Origin of the sequence: Cetobacterium sp. 2G large, assembly GCF_014250655.1 — a bacterium.
GTDB lineage: Bacteria > Fusobacteriota > Fusobacteriia > Fusobacteriales > Fusobacteriaceae > Cetobacterium_A > Cetobacterium_A somerae.
The window spans coordinates 1-18,052 of the sequence record NZ_JACHTH010000002.1 but is presented as its reverse complement, the minus strand read 5'-3'; the positions used below and the strand labels follow the sequence as shown (position 1 = coordinate 18,052).

The 18,052-nt window shown below is 28.0% G+C and carries 15 protein-coding genes and 1 pseudogene; 8 read left to right on the top strand and 8 right to left on the bottom strand.

Features of this window, described 5'->3' with window-relative positions; genetic code table 11:
• The first annotated feature begins 5 nt into the window (after positions 1-5).
• The 5 genes from H5J23_RS00475 (at position 6) to H5J23_RS00455 (ending at position 6,033) form a co-directional block, all read left to right on the top strand.
• Complete coding sequence (locus H5J23_RS00475) at positions 6-1,175, top strand: M20 family metallopeptidase (protein WP_185890334.1); 1,170 nt, start codon at positions 6-8, stop codon at positions 1,173-1,175.
• Positions 1,176-1,185: 10 nt separating this feature from the next.
• Positions 1,186-1,944, top strand: a complete 759-nt coding sequence (locus H5J23_RS00470; protein WP_185890332.1) for a serine hydrolase — start codon at positions 1,186-1,188, stop codon at positions 1,942-1,944.
• Positions 1,922-3,529 carry an amidohydrolase family protein gene (locus H5J23_RS00465; RefSeq protein ID WP_185890330.1) on the top strand — a complete coding sequence of 536 codons (1,608 nt, stop codon included), beginning with the start codon at positions 1,922-1,924 and terminating at the stop codon, positions 3,527-3,529. The genes H5J23_RS00470 and H5J23_RS00465 overlap by 23 nt, the downstream gene beginning before the upstream one ends.
• Positions 3,530-3,714: 185 nt before the next feature.
• Positions 3,715-5,661 carry a diguanylate cyclase gene (locus H5J23_RS00460; protein WP_185890328.1) on the top strand — a complete coding sequence of 649 codons (1,947 nt, stop codon included), beginning with the start codon at positions 3,715-3,717 and terminating at the stop codon, positions 5,659-5,661.
• Between the two features lie 159 nt (positions 5,662-5,820).
• Positions 5,821-6,033: a hypothetical protein gene (locus H5J23_RS00455; RefSeq protein WP_185890326.1), complete on the top strand. Its 213-nt coding sequence runs from the start codon at positions 5,821-5,823 to the stop codon at positions 6,031-6,033.
• A 195-nt stretch (positions 6,034-6,228) separates the two neighbouring features.
• Here the strand turns inward: H5J23_RS00455 and H5J23_RS00450 are convergent, their stop codons facing one another.
• Positions 6,229-7,578: an amidohydrolase family protein gene (locus H5J23_RS00450; RefSeq protein WP_185890324.1), complete on the bottom strand. Its 1,350-nt coding sequence runs from the start codon at positions 7,576-7,578 to the stop codon at positions 6,229-6,231.
• Positions 7,579-7,941: 363 nt separating this feature from the next.
• On the opposite strand from H5J23_RS00450, the gene H5J23_RS00445 reads away from it, so the two are divergent.
• The 3 genes from H5J23_RS00445 to H5J23_RS00435 all read left to right on the top strand — a co-directional run bounded on the left by H5J23_RS00445 (position 7,942) and on the right by H5J23_RS00435 (position 10,064).
• Positions 7,942-8,679 carry a transporter substrate-binding domain-containing protein gene (locus tag H5J23_RS00445; protein WP_185890322.1) on the top strand — a complete coding sequence of 246 codons (738 nt, stop codon included), beginning with the start codon at positions 7,942-7,944 and terminating at the stop codon, positions 8,677-8,679.
• A 2-nt stretch (positions 8,680-8,681) separates the two neighbouring features.
• On the top strand, positions 8,682-9,743 hold the full coding sequence (locus tag H5J23_RS00440; RefSeq protein ID WP_185890320.1) for an alanine racemase: 1,062 nt from the start codon (positions 8,682-8,684) through the stop codon (positions 9,741-9,743).
• A 129-nt stretch (positions 9,744-9,872) separates the two neighbouring features.
• Positions 9,873-10,064: a hypothetical protein gene (locus H5J23_RS00435; RefSeq protein ID WP_185890318.1), complete on the top strand. Its 192-nt coding sequence runs from the start codon at positions 9,873-9,875 to the stop codon at positions 10,062-10,064.
• A gap of 424 nt (positions 10,065-10,488) precedes the next feature.
• Here the strand turns inward: H5J23_RS00435 and H5J23_RS00430 are convergent, their stop codons facing one another.
• The 7 genes and pseudogenes from H5J23_RS00430 to H5J23_RS14075 form a co-directional block, all read right to left on the bottom strand.
• A complete protein-coding gene (locus H5J23_RS00430) occupies positions 10,489-11,922 on the bottom strand; it encodes an SLC13 family permease (protein ID WP_185890316.1) in 1,434 nt (477 codons plus the stop codon).
• A 14-nt stretch (positions 11,923-11,936) separates the two neighbouring features.
• Complete coding sequence (locus tag H5J23_RS00425; protein ID WP_185890314.1) at positions 11,937-13,739, bottom strand: aryl-sulfate sulfotransferase; 1,803 nt, start codon at positions 13,737-13,739, stop codon at positions 11,937-11,939.
• Between the two features lie 33 nt (positions 13,740-13,772).
• Positions 13,773-14,915 (bottom strand): thioredoxin-disulfide reductase, encoded by a 1,143-nt coding sequence (trxB, locus tag H5J23_RS00420; RefSeq protein WP_185890312.1) that lies wholly within the window; start codon positions 14,913-14,915, stop codon positions 13,773-13,775.
• 528 nt (positions 14,916-15,443) lie between these two features.
• A complete protein-coding gene (locus H5J23_RS00415; protein WP_185890310.1) occupies positions 15,444-16,028 on the bottom strand; it encodes a CDP-alcohol phosphatidyltransferase family protein in 585 nt (194 codons plus the stop codon).
• Complete coding sequence (locus H5J23_RS00410) at positions 16,029-17,012, bottom strand: ABC transporter ATP-binding protein (RefSeq protein ID WP_185890308.1); 984 nt, start codon at positions 17,010-17,012, stop codon at positions 16,029-16,031.
• Entirely contained in the window at positions 17,013-17,759 is a 747-nt protein-coding gene (locus H5J23_RS00405) for an ABC transporter permease (protein ID WP_185890306.1), read from the bottom strand.
• 1 nt (position 17,760) lies between these two features.
• Positions 17,761-18,052: pseudogene (locus tag H5J23_RS14075) on the bottom strand (sugar ABC transporter permease); the annotation flags it as partial.

The window sequence follows — 18,052 nt, the reverse complement described above, 5'->3', positions numbered from 1 at the left end:
AATTTATGAATATAGAACTTTTAAAAAAACACAGCGAAAATATAAAAAATTGGTTAGTAAAGGTGAGAAGAGATTTTCATGAGCATCCAGAATTAGGAACTCAAGAATTTAGAACTCACGATAAAATTTGTGAATATTTAGATGAGATGAATATTCCTCATAGAACTTCATTTGACACAGGAGTTATAGCTGAGATTGAGGGGGAAAATAAAAATATAACGATAGCATTAAGAGGGGATATAGATGCACTTCCTATACAGGATATAAAAAGTGTTGATTATGCTTCAAAAAATAGTGGAATTTGCCATGCTTGTGGACATGATGTACATACAACTGTAGTTTTAGGAGTGGCAAAATATTTTTATGAAACAAAGGAGAAGCCACCTGTAAATATAAGATTATTTTTCCAACCTGCTGAGGAAACTGTTGGAGGGGCAAAACCTATGATTGAAGATGGAGCTCTTGATGGAGTTAATGCTGTTTATGGATTACATGTAGATGAAACTATAGATGTTGGAAAAATTGGAATAAAGTACGGAGCTATGAATGCTTCTTCAGATACCTTAAAAATAAAGATAAAGGGAGAAAGTTGTCATGGTGCTTATCCAAGTAGAGGTGTGGATGCACTTTTAATAGCATCCCATGTGATTATTGCTCTTCAGAGTATTGTGAGTAGAAATTTAGATGCTAGAGAATCTGGTGTAATAACAATTGGAACAATAAATGGTGGAACTGCTGGGAATATTATATCAAATGAGATTGAGCTTAGAGGAACTTTGAGAACTTTAGATCCAGATGTTAGAGCTAGAATGAAAAAAAGAATTGAAGAGATTGTAACAACTCTACCTTTAGCTTTTGGTGGAAAGGGTGAAATTAATATAGAGCCTGGTTACACAGCTTTAATAAACCATGATAAATCTGTAGATATTATTAAAAAAAGTGCTACTGAACTTTTTGGAGAGAATAGTATCTATGAAAAAAAGTTAGCCAATATGGGAGTGGAAGACTTTGCGTATTTCATTGAAAACACTGAGGGAGCATTTTTTACTTTAGGAGTTAGAAATACCGAAAAAAATATAAAAACTCAGGCTCATAATGGAAACTTTGATATTGATGAGGAAGCAATTGTTAATGGAGTAATGATGCAAATATTAAATGTATATAACTCAATTTAAGGAGGGAATCATGGAAAGATTTGATCAACTAAAATCTAATTTACAAAATATAATTAATGAATTTTCAGGAAAAGTAGGCATTATAGTTAAGGTTGATGGAGAAGAAATATTTTCTAAAAATGAAAGTAAAATTTTTCAATCAGCCAGTTTGATAAAGCTTTTTATTTTAGAGGCACTCCTAGAAAAAATATCTCAAGGTGAATTATCTTATAGTGATAAAAAAAGTGTGGATTCAATGGATAAAGTTCCAGGCTTCGGAGTTTTAAAAGTTTTAGATGACAATTTAAGTGTGACAATAAAAGATTTAGCGACACTTATGATAACTTTAAGTGATAATACAGCTACGAACATGTTGATAGATATTTTAGGAATAGATTACATTCAAAGTTTTATTGAGAAAAAAAGTTACTATGAAACTCAACTTCAAAGAAAAATGTATGACTCTGAAGCTAGAGAGAGAGGATTAGACAATTTTACAAGTGCTAGAGATACCCTAAAGGTTTTAGAAAATCTATATTGTGATGAGACAGCACTTTTTATTTTAAAAAATCAATTATGCAACTCTAAAATTCCTCTATATTTTTTTAGAAAGGTAGAGGTGGCTCATAAAACTGGTGATTTAACAAATATAGAGCATGATGCAGGAAGAATATTTTTCAAAAATAGCTTTGTAGATTTGATTATTTTAGCAGAGGGAGAAAATAAAGAAGCCGTTCTCTTAAATAATAGATTGGGTGAGTGTATCTATGAAAACTTTAAAAACTGTTGATGAAAAAAAATATGATTTAGTTATAGAGAGTGGAACTGTTGTATTTGGGAATCTCAAAGAAAAAGAGATTTTAAATATTGGGATAATGGGAGATAAGATTGAGGCTATCTCTAAAGATAAACTAGTTGGAAAGAAAATTATTGATGCTAGGAATCTTTATGTAACTCCTGGATTTATAGATATTCATAGTCACTCAGATATTTCTGGATTTATAGCTGAAAGTTGTACAAGTAAAATTTATCAAGGAGTGACATCAGAAATTAATGGAAATTGTGGAATAGGAATCTCTCCGTGGTCAGATGAGAACAGGGGAAATCTTAAAAAGTACATTCAAACTCATTCAGATATAAACTATTATCCAATAGATTTAAATAAAACTAAATCTTTTTTAGATTTAAAAAAATTTTTAGAAAAGGGAAAACTTGTAACTAATCAAGGATTTCTTGTTGGAGCTGGATGTATTCGAATAGCTATAATGGGGTTTAAGTCAAGTGAGGCCAATGAAAGTGAAATTGAAAAGATGAAGATGCTTTTGGAAAAACAGTTTGATGAGGGCGCCCTTGGAATATCTTTTGGATTGATATATCAACCAGGAAATTTTATGAGCCAAAGGGAGATTTTAGAGCTTTTAAAAGTTGTAAAAAAGTATGATAAAGTCGCATCCTTTCATATGAGAGATGAAGTTAATGAGATTGAAAAATCCATAGAAGAGGTTATCTATTATGGCAGAGAAACTAAAGCAAAGGTCAATGTTTCCCATTTAAAAGTTATGAATAGGAAAAATTGGGGAAAGTCTAGAAAAATTATAGAGATGTTAGAGAAAGCTTGGAAATCGGGAGTATTAATATCTTTTGATCAATATCCCTATGAAGCTACTTGTACCAACCTTTTCGTTCTTATACCTCAAAATGTTTTTGATGGAGATATAGAAACTTTTATAAAAGAGATTCCTAATTTCTCCGACAAAGTGATGTCTTTAATAAGGGAAAATATTGAAAAGAGAGGGGGAAGTAAAAACATTGTAGTATCTAATAGTTATTTAAAAGATACCTATTTCAATGGAAAAACAATCTCTGAGATTTCAAAATATCTGAATTTAAGTGAGGAAGAAACTGTTTTATATATACTTGAAAAATCTAAAGGAAAGGCTCAAGCCATCTATTTCTCTATGGATTTAGAGGATGTAAAGGAGTTTTTCAAAAGTGATTTGGGAGTTATTGCTAGTGATGGAAACTCTTTACCAATGGAGGATAAATTTGAATTGGGAAATCCTCACCCAAGAAATTTTGGAACGTTTCCAAAATATATATGGATGAATAAAGATGAGTTTTCAATAGAAAAAATTATAAATAGAATTACTGAGAGACCAGCTAAACTCTTTAGATTAGAGGGGCGTGGAGAGATTAAAAATGGAAACTTTGCAGATATTACCATTTTTGATTTGGATAAAATTAAAGATAGCTCCACTTTTCAAAATTCTTTTCAGTGCCCTGTGGGGATAGAGTATGTTGTTATAAATGGAAAGATTGTTTTGGAAGAGGGAACTGTATTTACCGCTAAGGCTGGAACTATTTTAGTGAATTGAAATAAAATTAAAAGAGAGCACTCATTAAAAAAATGAGTGTTTTTATTTTTAAGTAGATTATTATGGATAAATTTGTTTAAAATTTTTATTAAAATTTCTAATATTAAAATATTAATAAATATGATATTGTTATTGTAAGAAAGTATACTAAAATGGTTTCATATGTATTTAAGGGAGTGAAATAGTTGTACAAATTAGCAGCAATATTTATTTTTTTATTTTTTACATCAGTTACTGCATTAGGTGATAATTTAAATATAGGATTAATCACGGATGAGTTTATGGAAAAAAAAGTAAATAAAAAAAGTTTCAATGATTTAATTTTAGAAATGTTAGCAGAAGAGAGTGTAGAGTTTAATGTAGTAAAAGGAAGTAGAAATGATATAACAAAAAAGTTTTTAACTGGAGATATAAATCTTATATTTCCCATTAGAAAAAATGATTTTCCAGGAATTAAAATTAGCTATAGTGATAATGTGTATTCTCAAATTTTACACATAGCTTCTAATAAAGAAAATATTAGAAATATGGAAGCATTATCTGGTAAAACCCTATATATACTTAGAAATACTGGTATAAAAAAATCTATACAAAAGAAATTGAGGGATAACAATATTATTGCCAACGTTGAAGTAGTAGATGATTTAAAAAAATATAGTAATCAAATAATCATAGATAGTTCATCATTTACTCATGATTTAAATTATACTTTTATGATTGGGAAAGTACCTTTTACAGTTTTTGGTTATAATGGAGAAAATCCAGATTTACTGAATAAAATAAATAAAGCATTAGAAAAGAAGTACTTTTGTATATTTAATAATCATAAAGAGAAAGTTGAACAAACTCTTAGAAAAGAGAAATTTTTTTATAGTTTAACAACAGCAGAAAAAAAATATCTAGAAAATTTAAAAGAAATAAATATAGCTTATGAAGAAAACTCAACTGTAAGTCATTATATTCCAGAAAGTAAATCTTATGGTGGAGTATTACCTTTAGTTTGGAATGAGATTGCAAAGGATTTAGATTTAAAACTTAATATTATAAATGAGCCATATGAAGGGTGGGATAAGATAGTATCAAGGTTTGAGAATGGAGAAATAAAAAGCCTAGGGGTTGCTAAGTTTCCTGGAAGAGAAAATAAATATATATTTAGTAATAAATTAACAGATATACATACTTATAAGATATATAAATCAGATTGCAAAGAAAATGTAGATTCAAAAATAGGTGTTATAGAAGAATCGATAGAAGACTATATATCCAAAGAGTATTATCCCAAAGAAAATATAATTAGATATAAAAATAAGGTAGAATTAATAGATGCTTTGAAGAGAGAAGATGTAAAATCTATTCTTCATGTAAATCCATATTTAAGTGGAATATCAGGATATAATTCTGAAATTTTTTATTCTTTTCCCATAAATTTAGCATTTAATAAAGAGGATATAATTTTTAAGAATATATTCGATAAAGCTTATATATATTTAGTTGATAAAGATTTATTAAAAGAGAAAAGTATAGAAAGTGATAAAAGATTTTCTGCTTTAAAGGTCAAAGAAGCTGAATATTTGAGGGGTCTACTTTATCGAGGAGTTCTTTTATTTTTAATATTTTTAGTTTTTGTATTAGGAGTATTTTTTGTTGAAAAAAGAAAAAAAGCAAAAGATCTTGAAAAAATAGCATTTTTTGATATTCTATCAACTTTAGGAAATAGGTATAATTTTAATAATGCCTGTGAAGAGTTTGAGTCAAAATCTGGAGTTTGTATAGTAGTTGATTTAGATAATTTTAAAAATGCCAATGATACTTTTGGTCACAGTGTAGGTGATGAAATAATAAAAGAGTGTGGGTTGTTATTAAAAAATATCTTTGGGGAGAAAAATACCTTTAGAATTTCAGGGGATGAGTATTATATATTTGTTTCTAGTGAAAATTTTGATAGTCAACTTAATGAATTAAAAGATACGTTAGAAAGAAGCTATACTCTAAAGAAGTATTCCATCTCTATGAGTGTGGGGTATTTCTTTAAAACATTTGAAACAGGTATATTAGAAGGATTTAAAAAAGCTGATACGGGAATGTATAGAGCGAAAAAAATATCAGGGAATTCATTTTATTGTGAGAGGTAAAAATAACTAAATCAGCTTGAAGCTGCGATGATTTTAAATGAATTTTAGGAGAAGATATTAGGAAAAATATTATTTAAAAATGGTATAATAACTCATCCAACAAGATTTGATATAGAGATTAATAGGATTGGAAGTCATGCTTTTACTCCAGAAAAAACAGTGAATTTTGTTATAATAGGATGTCAAGGAATTATAAATTTTCAAAATATTATAAGTAGAAATATTTCAGCGATGCAACCAGCAATTTTATTTTGTTGTAGTATTAAAGCTGGAGAAGCACGAAATGTAATTTCTGATAAATTAACTATTAAAAGAACAATTAGAACTTTTGATGAAAATTCTAACAACAGATATTTTAAATTAGATGGATAGTATTTTAGAAGGACTTTGCAATGCCTATGGAGCAAGTTATAATTTCATAATTGAAAGAATGTATCTAATATTAAAAAATGATTCTAATTTATTTACTTCTACCAAATTATCATTAGTTAATTTAGTAGGAAAAGATAAGGTAATTTTAATGATATTAAAAAAGAGGAAAATTAATTTTCCTCTTTTTACATTTCGTTATAGGAATTTTCGTATAGATTTTCCCGAGTTAAAATTTACAACTTCGTTATCAATTAAAGAAAGTTTACCATTGATAATAACATATTTTATCCCTTTTGGAGGTAACGTTGTATTTTCAAAAGTTGCTTGATCTTCAATTTCGTCTAAAGAAAAAATTGTAATATCGGCGTCAGCTCCAATTTCTAGAGAACCTTTATTTATTTCAAGTATTTTAGCTGGAGAAAATGTTATTTTTTCAATAGCTTCTTCTATAGATAGTAATTTTTTCTCTTTTACATACTCTTTTAAAAACTTTGGAAAAGTTCCAGCTGCTCTAGGGTGTCCTTCACCTGACTCAGTTAAAATTCCATCACTGACAATAACAGTATTTTTATTTAAAATAGCGGTATCAATATCTTTTTCAATCATCATATGTCCAACAACAAGAGTCTCAGGAGCAGTTTTTCTTAATTGTTCAAAAATCTCTTTTGTGCATAAATTACCTTTTAATGGACCACTGACAATTTGCAGTTGTTCATAACTAAAATTATGATTTTCAATATAATTGTTATCAAAAACAGCTGAACCTATTAGTGTACTAAAAGCCTTATATGGATAACAATCACACATTATTTTAGTACCGTGTTCTTTTTTATTTTCAATTTCATTTAAAAAGTTATTCATCTGTCCATATCCAGCCATACTTCCTATGTGAGAAATTTGTAAATGGGTATCTGAAAATTTTCCAATTTCTAAAAGTTCTTTCAAAGACTTTAAGACATTTTCTCCATCCTCTCTCAAGTGAGCAGAAACAACTCTATTTTTTCCAAGTCTAGATAATGTTATTAATTCATTAAAATCTATTCCTGGAATATATTCAATACCAAAGCTTATCCCTAAAAGACCATTTTCTTTTATAAGATTTTTTCCAAAGTGATACATTTTTTCTATATTTTTATTCTCTAGATTCGCGTATCTATCATGAATATTAATGTGTTTTCTTAAAATTTCATGAGGTAAAAGTGTTCCGTAGTTTATAGGAAATCCAAGATCAACTAAATTTAAATATTCACTAATATTTTCAATACCAATTCCACAATTTCCTCCTATAGCAGAAGTGACACCCATTTTTAAAAGTTTTTCAAAAATATTTATTTTAATCTTTCCATCTAGTATTTTATCTTCGTGCATATGCATGTCAATAAATCCAGGAGTTACATATAAATTGTTTGCATCAATTACTTTATCTCCAGTTAAAATATTTTTAGAAAGCTCAACTATTTTACCATTTTCAATACTGATATTTAATTTTTCAGATATATTATTTTTAGGATCAATTAAGTGTCCATTATTTATCGCTATTTTCATAGTTGCTCTCCTTTTAAATTTATTTCAACAAGTATATATAAAAAAAACATCTTTGTACAATATATAAAATATGTTATTGGAATATATTATTTGTATAACAGATTTTATTGACTTCTAAAACTTTAGATGTTATAATCTGACAAAATTATAAAAGGAGGAAGAGAATGCTAAGGAATTTAAGGAATACAAAACAATTTAATAAATTTGTAATCCTTAGAGAGAGTAGGCTCAATTACTTTATTTTATAATTAAAATTTAATTAATTTTTTATTGATTAAATAGTTTTTAGTTATATTTTTTGTGGTTAATACCTGTCTTTTAAGGCAGGTATTTTTTTTATAAAATTTTTTATGGAGGGAAGAGATGAAAAAGATTATTATATCAATGATAGCTTTATTATTTGTAGTATTTTGGGGGTGTACAAAAGATGAGAAAACAACAGTAGCTAATGAAAAGATTTACGTGATTGGAACAAACGCTGAATATCCACCTTATGAATATTTAGAAAATAATAAGGTTGTTGGGTTTGATGCTGACATTATTGAGGAGCTTTCTAAAAGAGTAGGATTTAATTATAAATGGTCTAATATGAATTTTGATGGACTTATATCAGCTTTACAAGCAAAAAAGGTGGATATGATTATAGCTGGAATGACTGTAACTGAAGAAAGAAAAAACTTTATTAACTTTTCAACACCATATATAGCTCCAAATATTTGTTATATAGTTTTAAAAAATAATAACTTAAAAAATTCAAATGAACTACAAAATAAAAAATTTGGCGTAGAATTAGGTACAACTGAAGAGGGAATTGCAAGACAAGTTCCAGGTGCACAAGTGATTCCTTTTACTGGACACACATCAGCCTTATTAGCATTAAAAGCCAATAAAATAGATGCTATGTTATTAGATGAAAGTGTTGCTCAAAAATATATAGAGAATAATCCTGAGATAGAAAGTATCGGAGTTGCTTCTGGAGAAAGTAAAGCAATGGCTTTTAATAAAAATGATGAAGAACTAAAAAATAAAATTGATGCAGAGTTAAAAAAGATGTTAGATGATGGAACTATTCAAAGTTTAAAAGAAAAGTATGGTATATAACTATGGAAATAACGTCATTTTATATAGAAATTTCAGAAAAAAATCTTATAAATAATATTAATTATCTTAAAGAAAAATATAAAAAAAGTGTTCTTCCTGTTATTAAAGCAAATGCTTATGGTCACGGAATAGAGCTTATTGCTACAGCTTTATACAAAAATGGTTATAAAGAGTTTAGTGTTGCTCGATTAAATGAAGCTTTAAAACTTTTAAAAAATAAGGAGCTGAAGAAATGTAAAATTTTAGTTTTTGAAACTATAGATGAAAGTTATTTTTCGTATATAAAAAATCATGATTCTATAATTGTAACTGCTAACAGCTTTAGAGAGCTTAAAAATTTAGTAGATAATGGTATTTCTTCAAAACAAATTCAGCTAAAAATAGATTTTGGATTTGGAAGAAATGGAATAGAACTGTTAGACATTTTAAAATTAAAATCTTATATAGTTAATAAAAATCTAGAATTTAGTGGAATTTATTCTCATCTTTATGCTACTGATTTCAATGAAGGAAAGGAACTAATAGATAAATTTAGTGAAATTGTATTATTTTTAGGAAAAGAAAAATTTCAAATGATACACATTCAAAATAGTGTTGGAATTTTATTTTATGGAGCTCAAGATTTTATGACTCATATGAGAAGTGGTATATTTATTTATGGATTGCAAGAAGAGGGATTTTTCCATGAAGGACTGAAACAAGTTTTTCAATTAAAAGGAAAAGTAGCAGGAGTAAGGGATATTGAAGAGTCTAAATACTTAGCATATACTTCAAAAGAGGATTTAAGTAATCACGATTATAAAAATATTGTAAAAATAAAAATAGGATATGGAGATGGCTTTTTAAAATGTAATGAAAATAGTATGTGTATAATAAATAAAAAGACCTATAAAATATTATCTATGACAATGGATAATACTTTTATAGCTGGTGATGATTCTATTAGTGAAGGTGATGAAGTTATTTTATATCCAGATATTAATTTAATCAGAAATAATACAGAGATGCATATATGTGAAGTTTTACCTCTAATAAATGATAGAATTGAAAGAGTTTTAAAATAAAATTCTCTGTTAGCAGGGGAATAAAATTTCTTCATACATAGGAGGCTGATTTAGAGTTGGAATATAAAATAAAAAAATATTGAAAGAAAATCAAAGGGACTTTTAAATGATAGAATAAAACCTATTCAGATGGACAGTTGTGTAAGTGGTCCTGCAATTACTGTAAAACAAGAAGAAGTAGAAAAAGCTCTTGAATCTGCAAAAAAGAGAGAATATAAAGAGATGGAACCTTTAAAAAAGATAAAAAATGGAGAATTAGGTATTGATTTTTATGGTTTTAGAGAAAGAATAAGTGGATTAAATATAGAGTATATTGACTAAAAAAGAATAAGTAAAAGAGAATAAGTAAAAGAGAATAAATGTGTGATTAAGCATTATTTATTCTCTTTTTTTAAAAAAATTATCACAACTAATTTTTATTTAATGCAATTTATAATTTTATGTTTAAAACAATTAAAATATATAAATAGTACAAATATAAGTTTAAAATAAAGGTCGATTTTTATAGAGATCAATTTATAATTAATTTTTATAAATCTCGTATTCTTCACATAATACGAGATTTGTTTTATTGATTTTACTAGAAATAATCAATATATTAAAATTTCACCTTTTAAAAGCGATATTAAATTTAGCTAAATGCGAGAAATATATATAATAAAAAAATACCACCCAAAATAATAATGGGAATGGTATTTTTCTAAAACAAATATTTAATTTCATTATTTTTTATTATAGGTTAATATTAACTTGACATTATTCCCAAAATATTCCACCATGGATAAGCTATTCCTAATAAAATAACTAATCCTAAAAACATACGCACTATAAGAATCTTTACTAAAGTACTTAAAGATACATATCCTGAAGTATAAACTAATAATAATCCTGCAAATTCATATGGTAATAGATACTGATCTAAAGAAACTTGAAAAATATATGTCATTACATAAGGATTTATATTATTTTCAAGTCCTAGTTGAATTAAAGGTATTGTGAAAGAAGACATAGCTGCTAATGGTGTAAGTAAAAAGTTTAATAAAATACCAGAAATATATGATACTGTTATTATAGAAAAGTTTGATCCTTTGAAAAATGGTTGTAGAAAATCTTTTATTATATTTATAGCCTGAGTCTCTGATGCAACGCTTCCGATGCTCATGGCCCCTATAATAAACAGAAGTGATAATAAATTTACTTTTTTTAAACTCTCATTATTTAATAATCCTAGTTTAGGTATAAAAAATAATGAAGAAAGAACTACTAAAATCCAAGCTGAGTTGATTTTATGAATACTTTCTGTAGACATAAATAGAAGTGCAACTCCCATAACTATAAAAGCTTTTTTCTCTTTATCTTTTATTTTACCTAAATCTAAATATTTTTTTTCTAACAACGTCCTTTTTTCTGAAGTTAAAGGTTTAGTGTTCTTTGCAAATAAAACCAATACTCCTAAAGAGCCAAAAGTATAAAAAAATATATATGGTAAATTATGAATTAAATATTGCATCCAAGTTAAAGTTTGACCAGTAACTTGTTGAGCATAATTTAATCCTATTATAATTCCTGAATCTCCTGTTGCAAATCCAAGTCTAAAAGTTGAGATAACGAAAAATCCAGCCATTGTTAATAGTGTTGCTTCTAAACTTTTAGGTTTATAACCTAAAGTTTCAATCAGCCCCATTGTTATAATATTAAAAATTACTATTTTAGCAATAACCGATGGAATAAATGGAGTTATAATTATTCCTGCTAAGGTTATCCCTAAAAGGATAGTTACAAATGTTTTTCCAAATTTTGCAATACTCCAAATAGCTATTCTTCTAGCCACACCAGTTTCATTAAGCATTGTTGACATTAACATAGCTGCTAAAACTAGCCAAGGAATTGTTGAAGTCCAAGGTTTAAAAGCCGTATTCGGTGAGGCCACTTTAAAAACAACGTATAAAGTTGGAAGTAACAAACCTGTTATAGCGTCTGGAATTAATGAAAAACACCAAAGTAAAACAGCGAATATAGTAATCACAAAAAACATTGATGTTTTATAATCTAAACTATAACTTTGAGCTGTAACCCAAATCATAATTAATGCTGTAAACGTTCCAATCCATTTATAAAAATCGCTATTTATTGTATAGAAAGAGCCTTTTAAGGCTCTTTCACTCTCCATTTCTCTCATTTTCTTTAATCCTCCTATAGATTTCTCTCTATAAACTCTTCAACTTCATCAATTGGATTAAATCCTGAAAGTCTGTCAACAATCTCATTATCTTTTACTAATAATAAAACTGGAATTGACTTTAAACTATGCTTGCTCATAAACTCTTTATTTTTATCAGCATCTAAATGGAATGCGACCATATTAGCTTCCTCTTTATAAATTGGAACTAACTCTTCTAATATAGGTTGAAGAGCCATACAGTTTTTACATCTTTCTGCTCCAACAAATATCATTCCTATATTTTCAACTTTAGAAATTTCATCTTTAAGATTTTTTTCATCTAAATGTGCGAATAACGTAGAGTTTATTTTAAATAATTTAGGTTTTTCTTCTGTTTCGTCTCCAGCAGCTACACATGCATTTAAAGCATTTGATTTTTCCCATGGTGAAACTCCATCAACAGCAACTCTTGTTGCTCCACCTAAAGGTTTTGATCCAGGAACTCTAAATGTAGAAACATCTACCTTTTTAATTGGAGTTTCCTCTGGTTTTTCTAGTTGAGGTACCCACTCATAAGGAACTCTATAAGCTCTAAAAATCATATTCATATTCATAATCTCTTTATCCCAATATGGATTTATATATTCCCATACAATTTCATAGCTTGGAGTTACTTCAATCAATCTTCCATTTGATCCCTCAGTTATTAAAGTATTTCCATTTGCTAATCTTTGAGCTCCACTTATAAACGGACTATAGAATCTTGAAGCATCTAATGGCATTACAAATCCAGCTTCTTTTGGTGTATATTGCCATACAATTTCTAATGTAACTGGGTCTATTTCTAATATTCTAGAGTAATCTCTTCTTGCATTTTTCTCTCCATATTTAGATTCAGGATTTGGGGCACCATATCCTGCCCATCCACCATTATCAAATACAAGAACATTTCCTTCTCCAGGTAATCCTCTTGGAATCATATGTGCATGGTGTTGTCCAATGATACATCCTAAATGCTTAAACTCTGGAGTATTATAATATGGACCAATTTTCCATACAACCTCTCCAGTTTCTTTACTTATTATAGCGATAATGTTTGTTTCTCTTCCATCCCAAATTATATTATCTGGATGGAATCTTTCGTCACCAGCATCGTACCACTTGTTAGGACCTAAAGCTGACATTGAGTTTATATGCATCCAATCTCCAACTTTTTCTGGCTCAACACTTCTTAAATTTGGATTTCTAAATAAAACATTTTTAGCTTCTTCTGAAAATCCAAACTCATCAAAATGTTCATTACAAACCCATTCCCAAATTATTTTTCCATCCTCGTCAACTTCATAAATAACATCGTCTAATAATAATTTATCTGATATTTTTAAATTTCTCACTGTTTTGTGTCCAAGTATTAAAGTTTTTCCACTATGTACCTTTGGTTCCATACCAGGTGCATAGTATCCAACTGGATTTCCCTCTCTTTGATAATCATGATGTTGTCTTGCCATCCATCTTGGCTCCGTCCCTTCATCTTCGATATATTCATATCTATCAAATCTCCAAACTTCATTTCCATCCCAGTCTAGTTGTACAACATCCTCATAATCTTGCATTCCAAACTTTGAACTTCTCTCTCTTTTACTACCTAAAACATATCCTCCTGGAAACATCTTTGCAGGAAAACCTTTTAAATTTTCCCAAAGTCTAATCTCTCCTCCATTCATATCTATTAGCATTACCCCTTGTCCTTTTAAAGGAAAAAGTGTATATCCACTCCATGCTTTTTCTGGATTATAAATCGTTGCTCCTGTTGGATAAATCGTTGGATGACCCATTTTGTAACCTCCCTATTTTTATGTGTTTTTATTTTATTTGTTGATTATTAGCTCTGGACTATCTATATTTTCTTTATCAAAGAATTTTGCTAAATATCTATTTTTTCTAATATCAATATAGATAAAATCTTCTATGTTATCCTCTCTTAACTCTTTTTCTTTTTCAGAGAGATATTTTAATCCATCACTATCTAATGAATTCCAAAAACCAATAGCTACATTTTTATCCTTGATTCTGTTTACATAAACATTCATCTCTTCTAAATATTTTTCTGCTGCTACTGCCGCTACAGCTCCATCTGCTGCTGCTGTTATAACCTGCTTTAAATATTTTTCTCTTACATCTCCAGCTACAAAAACACCAGAAATTGATGAATTTAATAGAGTATCACACTCAATGTGGCCTCTCTTATCAAGTTTTAAATCTGTTTCTTTTAAAAATTCAGTATTCGGAATCATTCCAACAAAGAAAAACACACCTTTGCAAGGGATATCTGTTATTTCACTTGTTTTTAAATTCTTAACTTTTACTCTCTCTACAGACTCATCTCCTATAATCTCATCTAAAGTTGAATTCCAAATAAACTCTATTTTAGGATTTTTAAAAGCTTCCTCTGCACTTAATCTATTACAATCTAATACTCCTTCATCATGAAGAACTATAACTTTTACTTTTGAAGCATATTTGGATATAAACATTCCCTCTTCAATAGCTTGATCTCCACTTCCAACAACAACAACCTCTTGATTTGAGAAAAATTCAGCATCACAAGTAGCACAATAGGCCACACCTCTACCTTTAAAATCTATTTCCCCAGGAATTCCTAAAACTCTAGGTCTTGTTCCTGTTGCAAAAATTACACTTCTAGCTTTATATTCTTTTCTTCTACTTTTTAAAATTTTTATCTCACCATTTAATTCAACTGTTCTTATACTATCTCTTACAATTGTAGCACCTAATTTTTCTGCGTGTTTAGACATAACTTCGCCTAGTTTTTCTCCAGATGTTTTTGGTATCCCAGGATAGTTGACTATCTCAGTAGTTTTTGCAGCCATTCCACCTATAGATCCTTTTTCTAAAATTAGAGTTTCCATTTTTGCCCTAGCTCCATAAACCCCTGCTGCTAATCCTGCTGGTCCTGCTCCAACGATTATTAAGTCGTAGATTTTTTCCATGCTCTCCTCCGATATTTAAATATAATGATACTTTTCAAATAAAAATATAAATATATAGTATAAAAAATATTTATACTATTATTAATAAATATATTTTTATAAACTTAAAAAAGTTTATACATCATAACTAAACACCGTTCAAGGTAGATCATAGTCTATATTTATTTGGAAATTTTATTGTTGAATTGAATTTAAAATGTTTATTTTTAAAACTTTTAATATGAATTTTATTTGAAAAGGTTTGTTTATATTCAGAATTTTAATTAAAAACAATACTTTTGTCAATTTTTTATTAGGGTTAATTTCAAAGTTTTTTTCGCTCTATTTCTATCCATTTTTTATTATTTATTAAAAGAAACCATTAAATTAAAAGCTCACTCAAGTGTATTAATACTAATATACTTGTATAATTTGTTTATTTTTTAATCCTATTATATTCTTTTACTTTTTTCACTCTAAAAATAATTTATCTAAAAATAAAAAAAGAAAAGCCTATTTTTTAGACTTTTCTTAAGTAAATCGATATTCCTATTTCAATATTTTTTTAGCTTCTATAAATCTTTGGAAAGCTGTAAACAGTACCATCGCTGTAAATATATTTATTACAACTCCTGCATTTTCTTTTAAAAGTATCATTAGACTCAACATTAAAAACCCTTCAGTTCTTTCAGCTAATCCAGCTTGATAATAAAATGTCTTTTCCCCTTTATTTTCAGCTAGTGGTCCTGTCGTTAAAAATATTGTCATTGATATAATAATACTTACTGCTAAGATAAGAGATATAAAACTAAACTCTGTATATTTATACGCAATTCCTAAGATAACTGCACCTTCAACCATTCTATCAAAAGTAATATCCATTACAGTTCCAAAAGGTGATGATGATTTTGTTTTTCTAGCTATTGTTCCATCTACAGCATCTAAATATCCAGAAAACCATAAAACTAAAACCGCTAGAATATTAAATCCAAAAGCTACTAAAACTCCACTAAAAATTCCCAACAACATAGCTATTATTGTAACTGCATTTGCACTTAAGCCAAATTTCATAGCTATTTCTGCTCCAACACCTATCAACGGTTGGATGTATTTTCTACAATGTGTATCTAACATCTATTTTTGCTCTCCTATTAAAATTTTCTCATTGTCATTGTAAATAAGAGATACTTCATCTCCTACTTTATATAAAAACTCTTTCTCTTCCACTAAAGTTATTTTTTCATTCTCCAAGGATACAACCACTGAATATCCACCCATTTTAAAGTTTATCTCATGAACTATTCCCTTTAAATTTGAATTTTCTATAACTCTAATACTTTTCCCTCTAAGAGCAATAAATTTACACTGCTCTACTTCACACTTAAAAACCTTTTCAAATATCTCTTTTGAAAAGATGTTTTCCACAGCTAATAACTTTGCTGTGTAAACATTTTTAGGATTATTATATAAATCTTTTGGAGTTCCATAGTCTAAAAGTTCTCCTCTAAACATAATTCCAATTTTATTAGACAAATAAAAGGCTTCCTCTCTATCATGAGTTACAAATATAATTGTTACTTTTAATTTTTCATGAAGTTTTTTAACCATCTTTTGCATTCTATCTCTTAAATTAAAATCTAAAGCTGAAAAAGGTTCATCCATCAATAAAAGTTTAGGTCTTGTCACTATGGCTCTGGCTATCGAAACCCTTTGTTTTTCTCCACCACTTAACTCACTGGGAAATCTTTTTTCTTTTCCCACTAAATCCATTTCTAATATAGCATCTTTAACTCTTTTTTCAATCTCATCTTTTGAGACCTTTTTAATTTTTAATCCAAAAGCTATATTTTCCCAAACACTTAGATGTGGGAGAAGTAAATCTTTTTGAAAAACCATAGCTACCTCTCCATCTTTTATCATTCTGCTTGGACTTTTTCCATTTATCAATATTTCACCACTAAAATCTTTATCTAAGCCCGCCACCAAATTTAAAAGAGTAGATTTCCCTGATCCAGATTGTCCTAATATTCCAATAAATTCACCATCTTCTATAGAGATATCTATATTTTTTAGTGAGAATCCAGAGAAGGATTTAGACACTCTCTTTATTTCTATCATTTAGTACTCTCTCTTTCTATAAATATTTTTTACTATTCGGTCTACTAAAAAAACTAAAAAGTATGTGAAAGCAACGTATATAATACTATAAACCGTTCCATTAGTAATGCCTCCATCAACTAAATACGGCATCATTAAAATTGGAAGTGTCATAATTTGACCTCCTCCAATTATAAAAGTTACTAGATATTGAGCTAATGAAACGATAATAACTAAAGACATTCCAACTAAAAATGATGGATAAATTATAGGCAAAGTTATTTTTAAAAAACGCTCCATGGCATTGGCTCCTAAAACTTTTCCTAAGTTTATGTAATCTTTATTTAATGTCACATATCCTGCTCTCATACTTTGAATATAATAAGGCATTGTTGTCACGCTATGAACAATGGCAACTCCCAATGCTGTTTCTATTAAATTCAATTTTATAAATGCAAATTGAATTCCCATTGTACTAACCATTGTTGGAATAATTAGTGGAAGGATGATTAAAAACTCTATAAACATCTTTCCTCTAAAATTTTCCCTAGCCATAAAAGAAGCTATAGGAGTTCCAATTATAAAATTTATAAACATTGTTATAATAACAACTAAAAGTGTAGTCATTAAGCTATCATAAGTTTTCCCTGATTTTAACACATATTCCCACATCTTAAAATTCATACTATTTAAAAATATTCCAATAAAAGGCAATAAAAATATTAAGGATAATAAAAAATATATAATCCATAAAAATAATTTTTTCATTTTACCACTCCCTTTCCTGGAATTTCGTAAAAAATTTCAAAGCTAAACACATTATTCCACCAAATAATAAACTTATACTTGAGATTAAAATGTTCATAACCATTATTTTTCCTCTCAAATCTAAATTGCCTTTTGTATATGTATCAAACACTAGTACAGAAAGTACCCTAGGATGAGTAACCCCTAAAATATATGGTGTTTCAAAGGCTGCAAAAAGATATGTTAAAACTATAAAAAAGCTAATACTTAAAGTTGGAAAAACCAGTGGAAAAACTATTTTTTTAAAAAAAGCA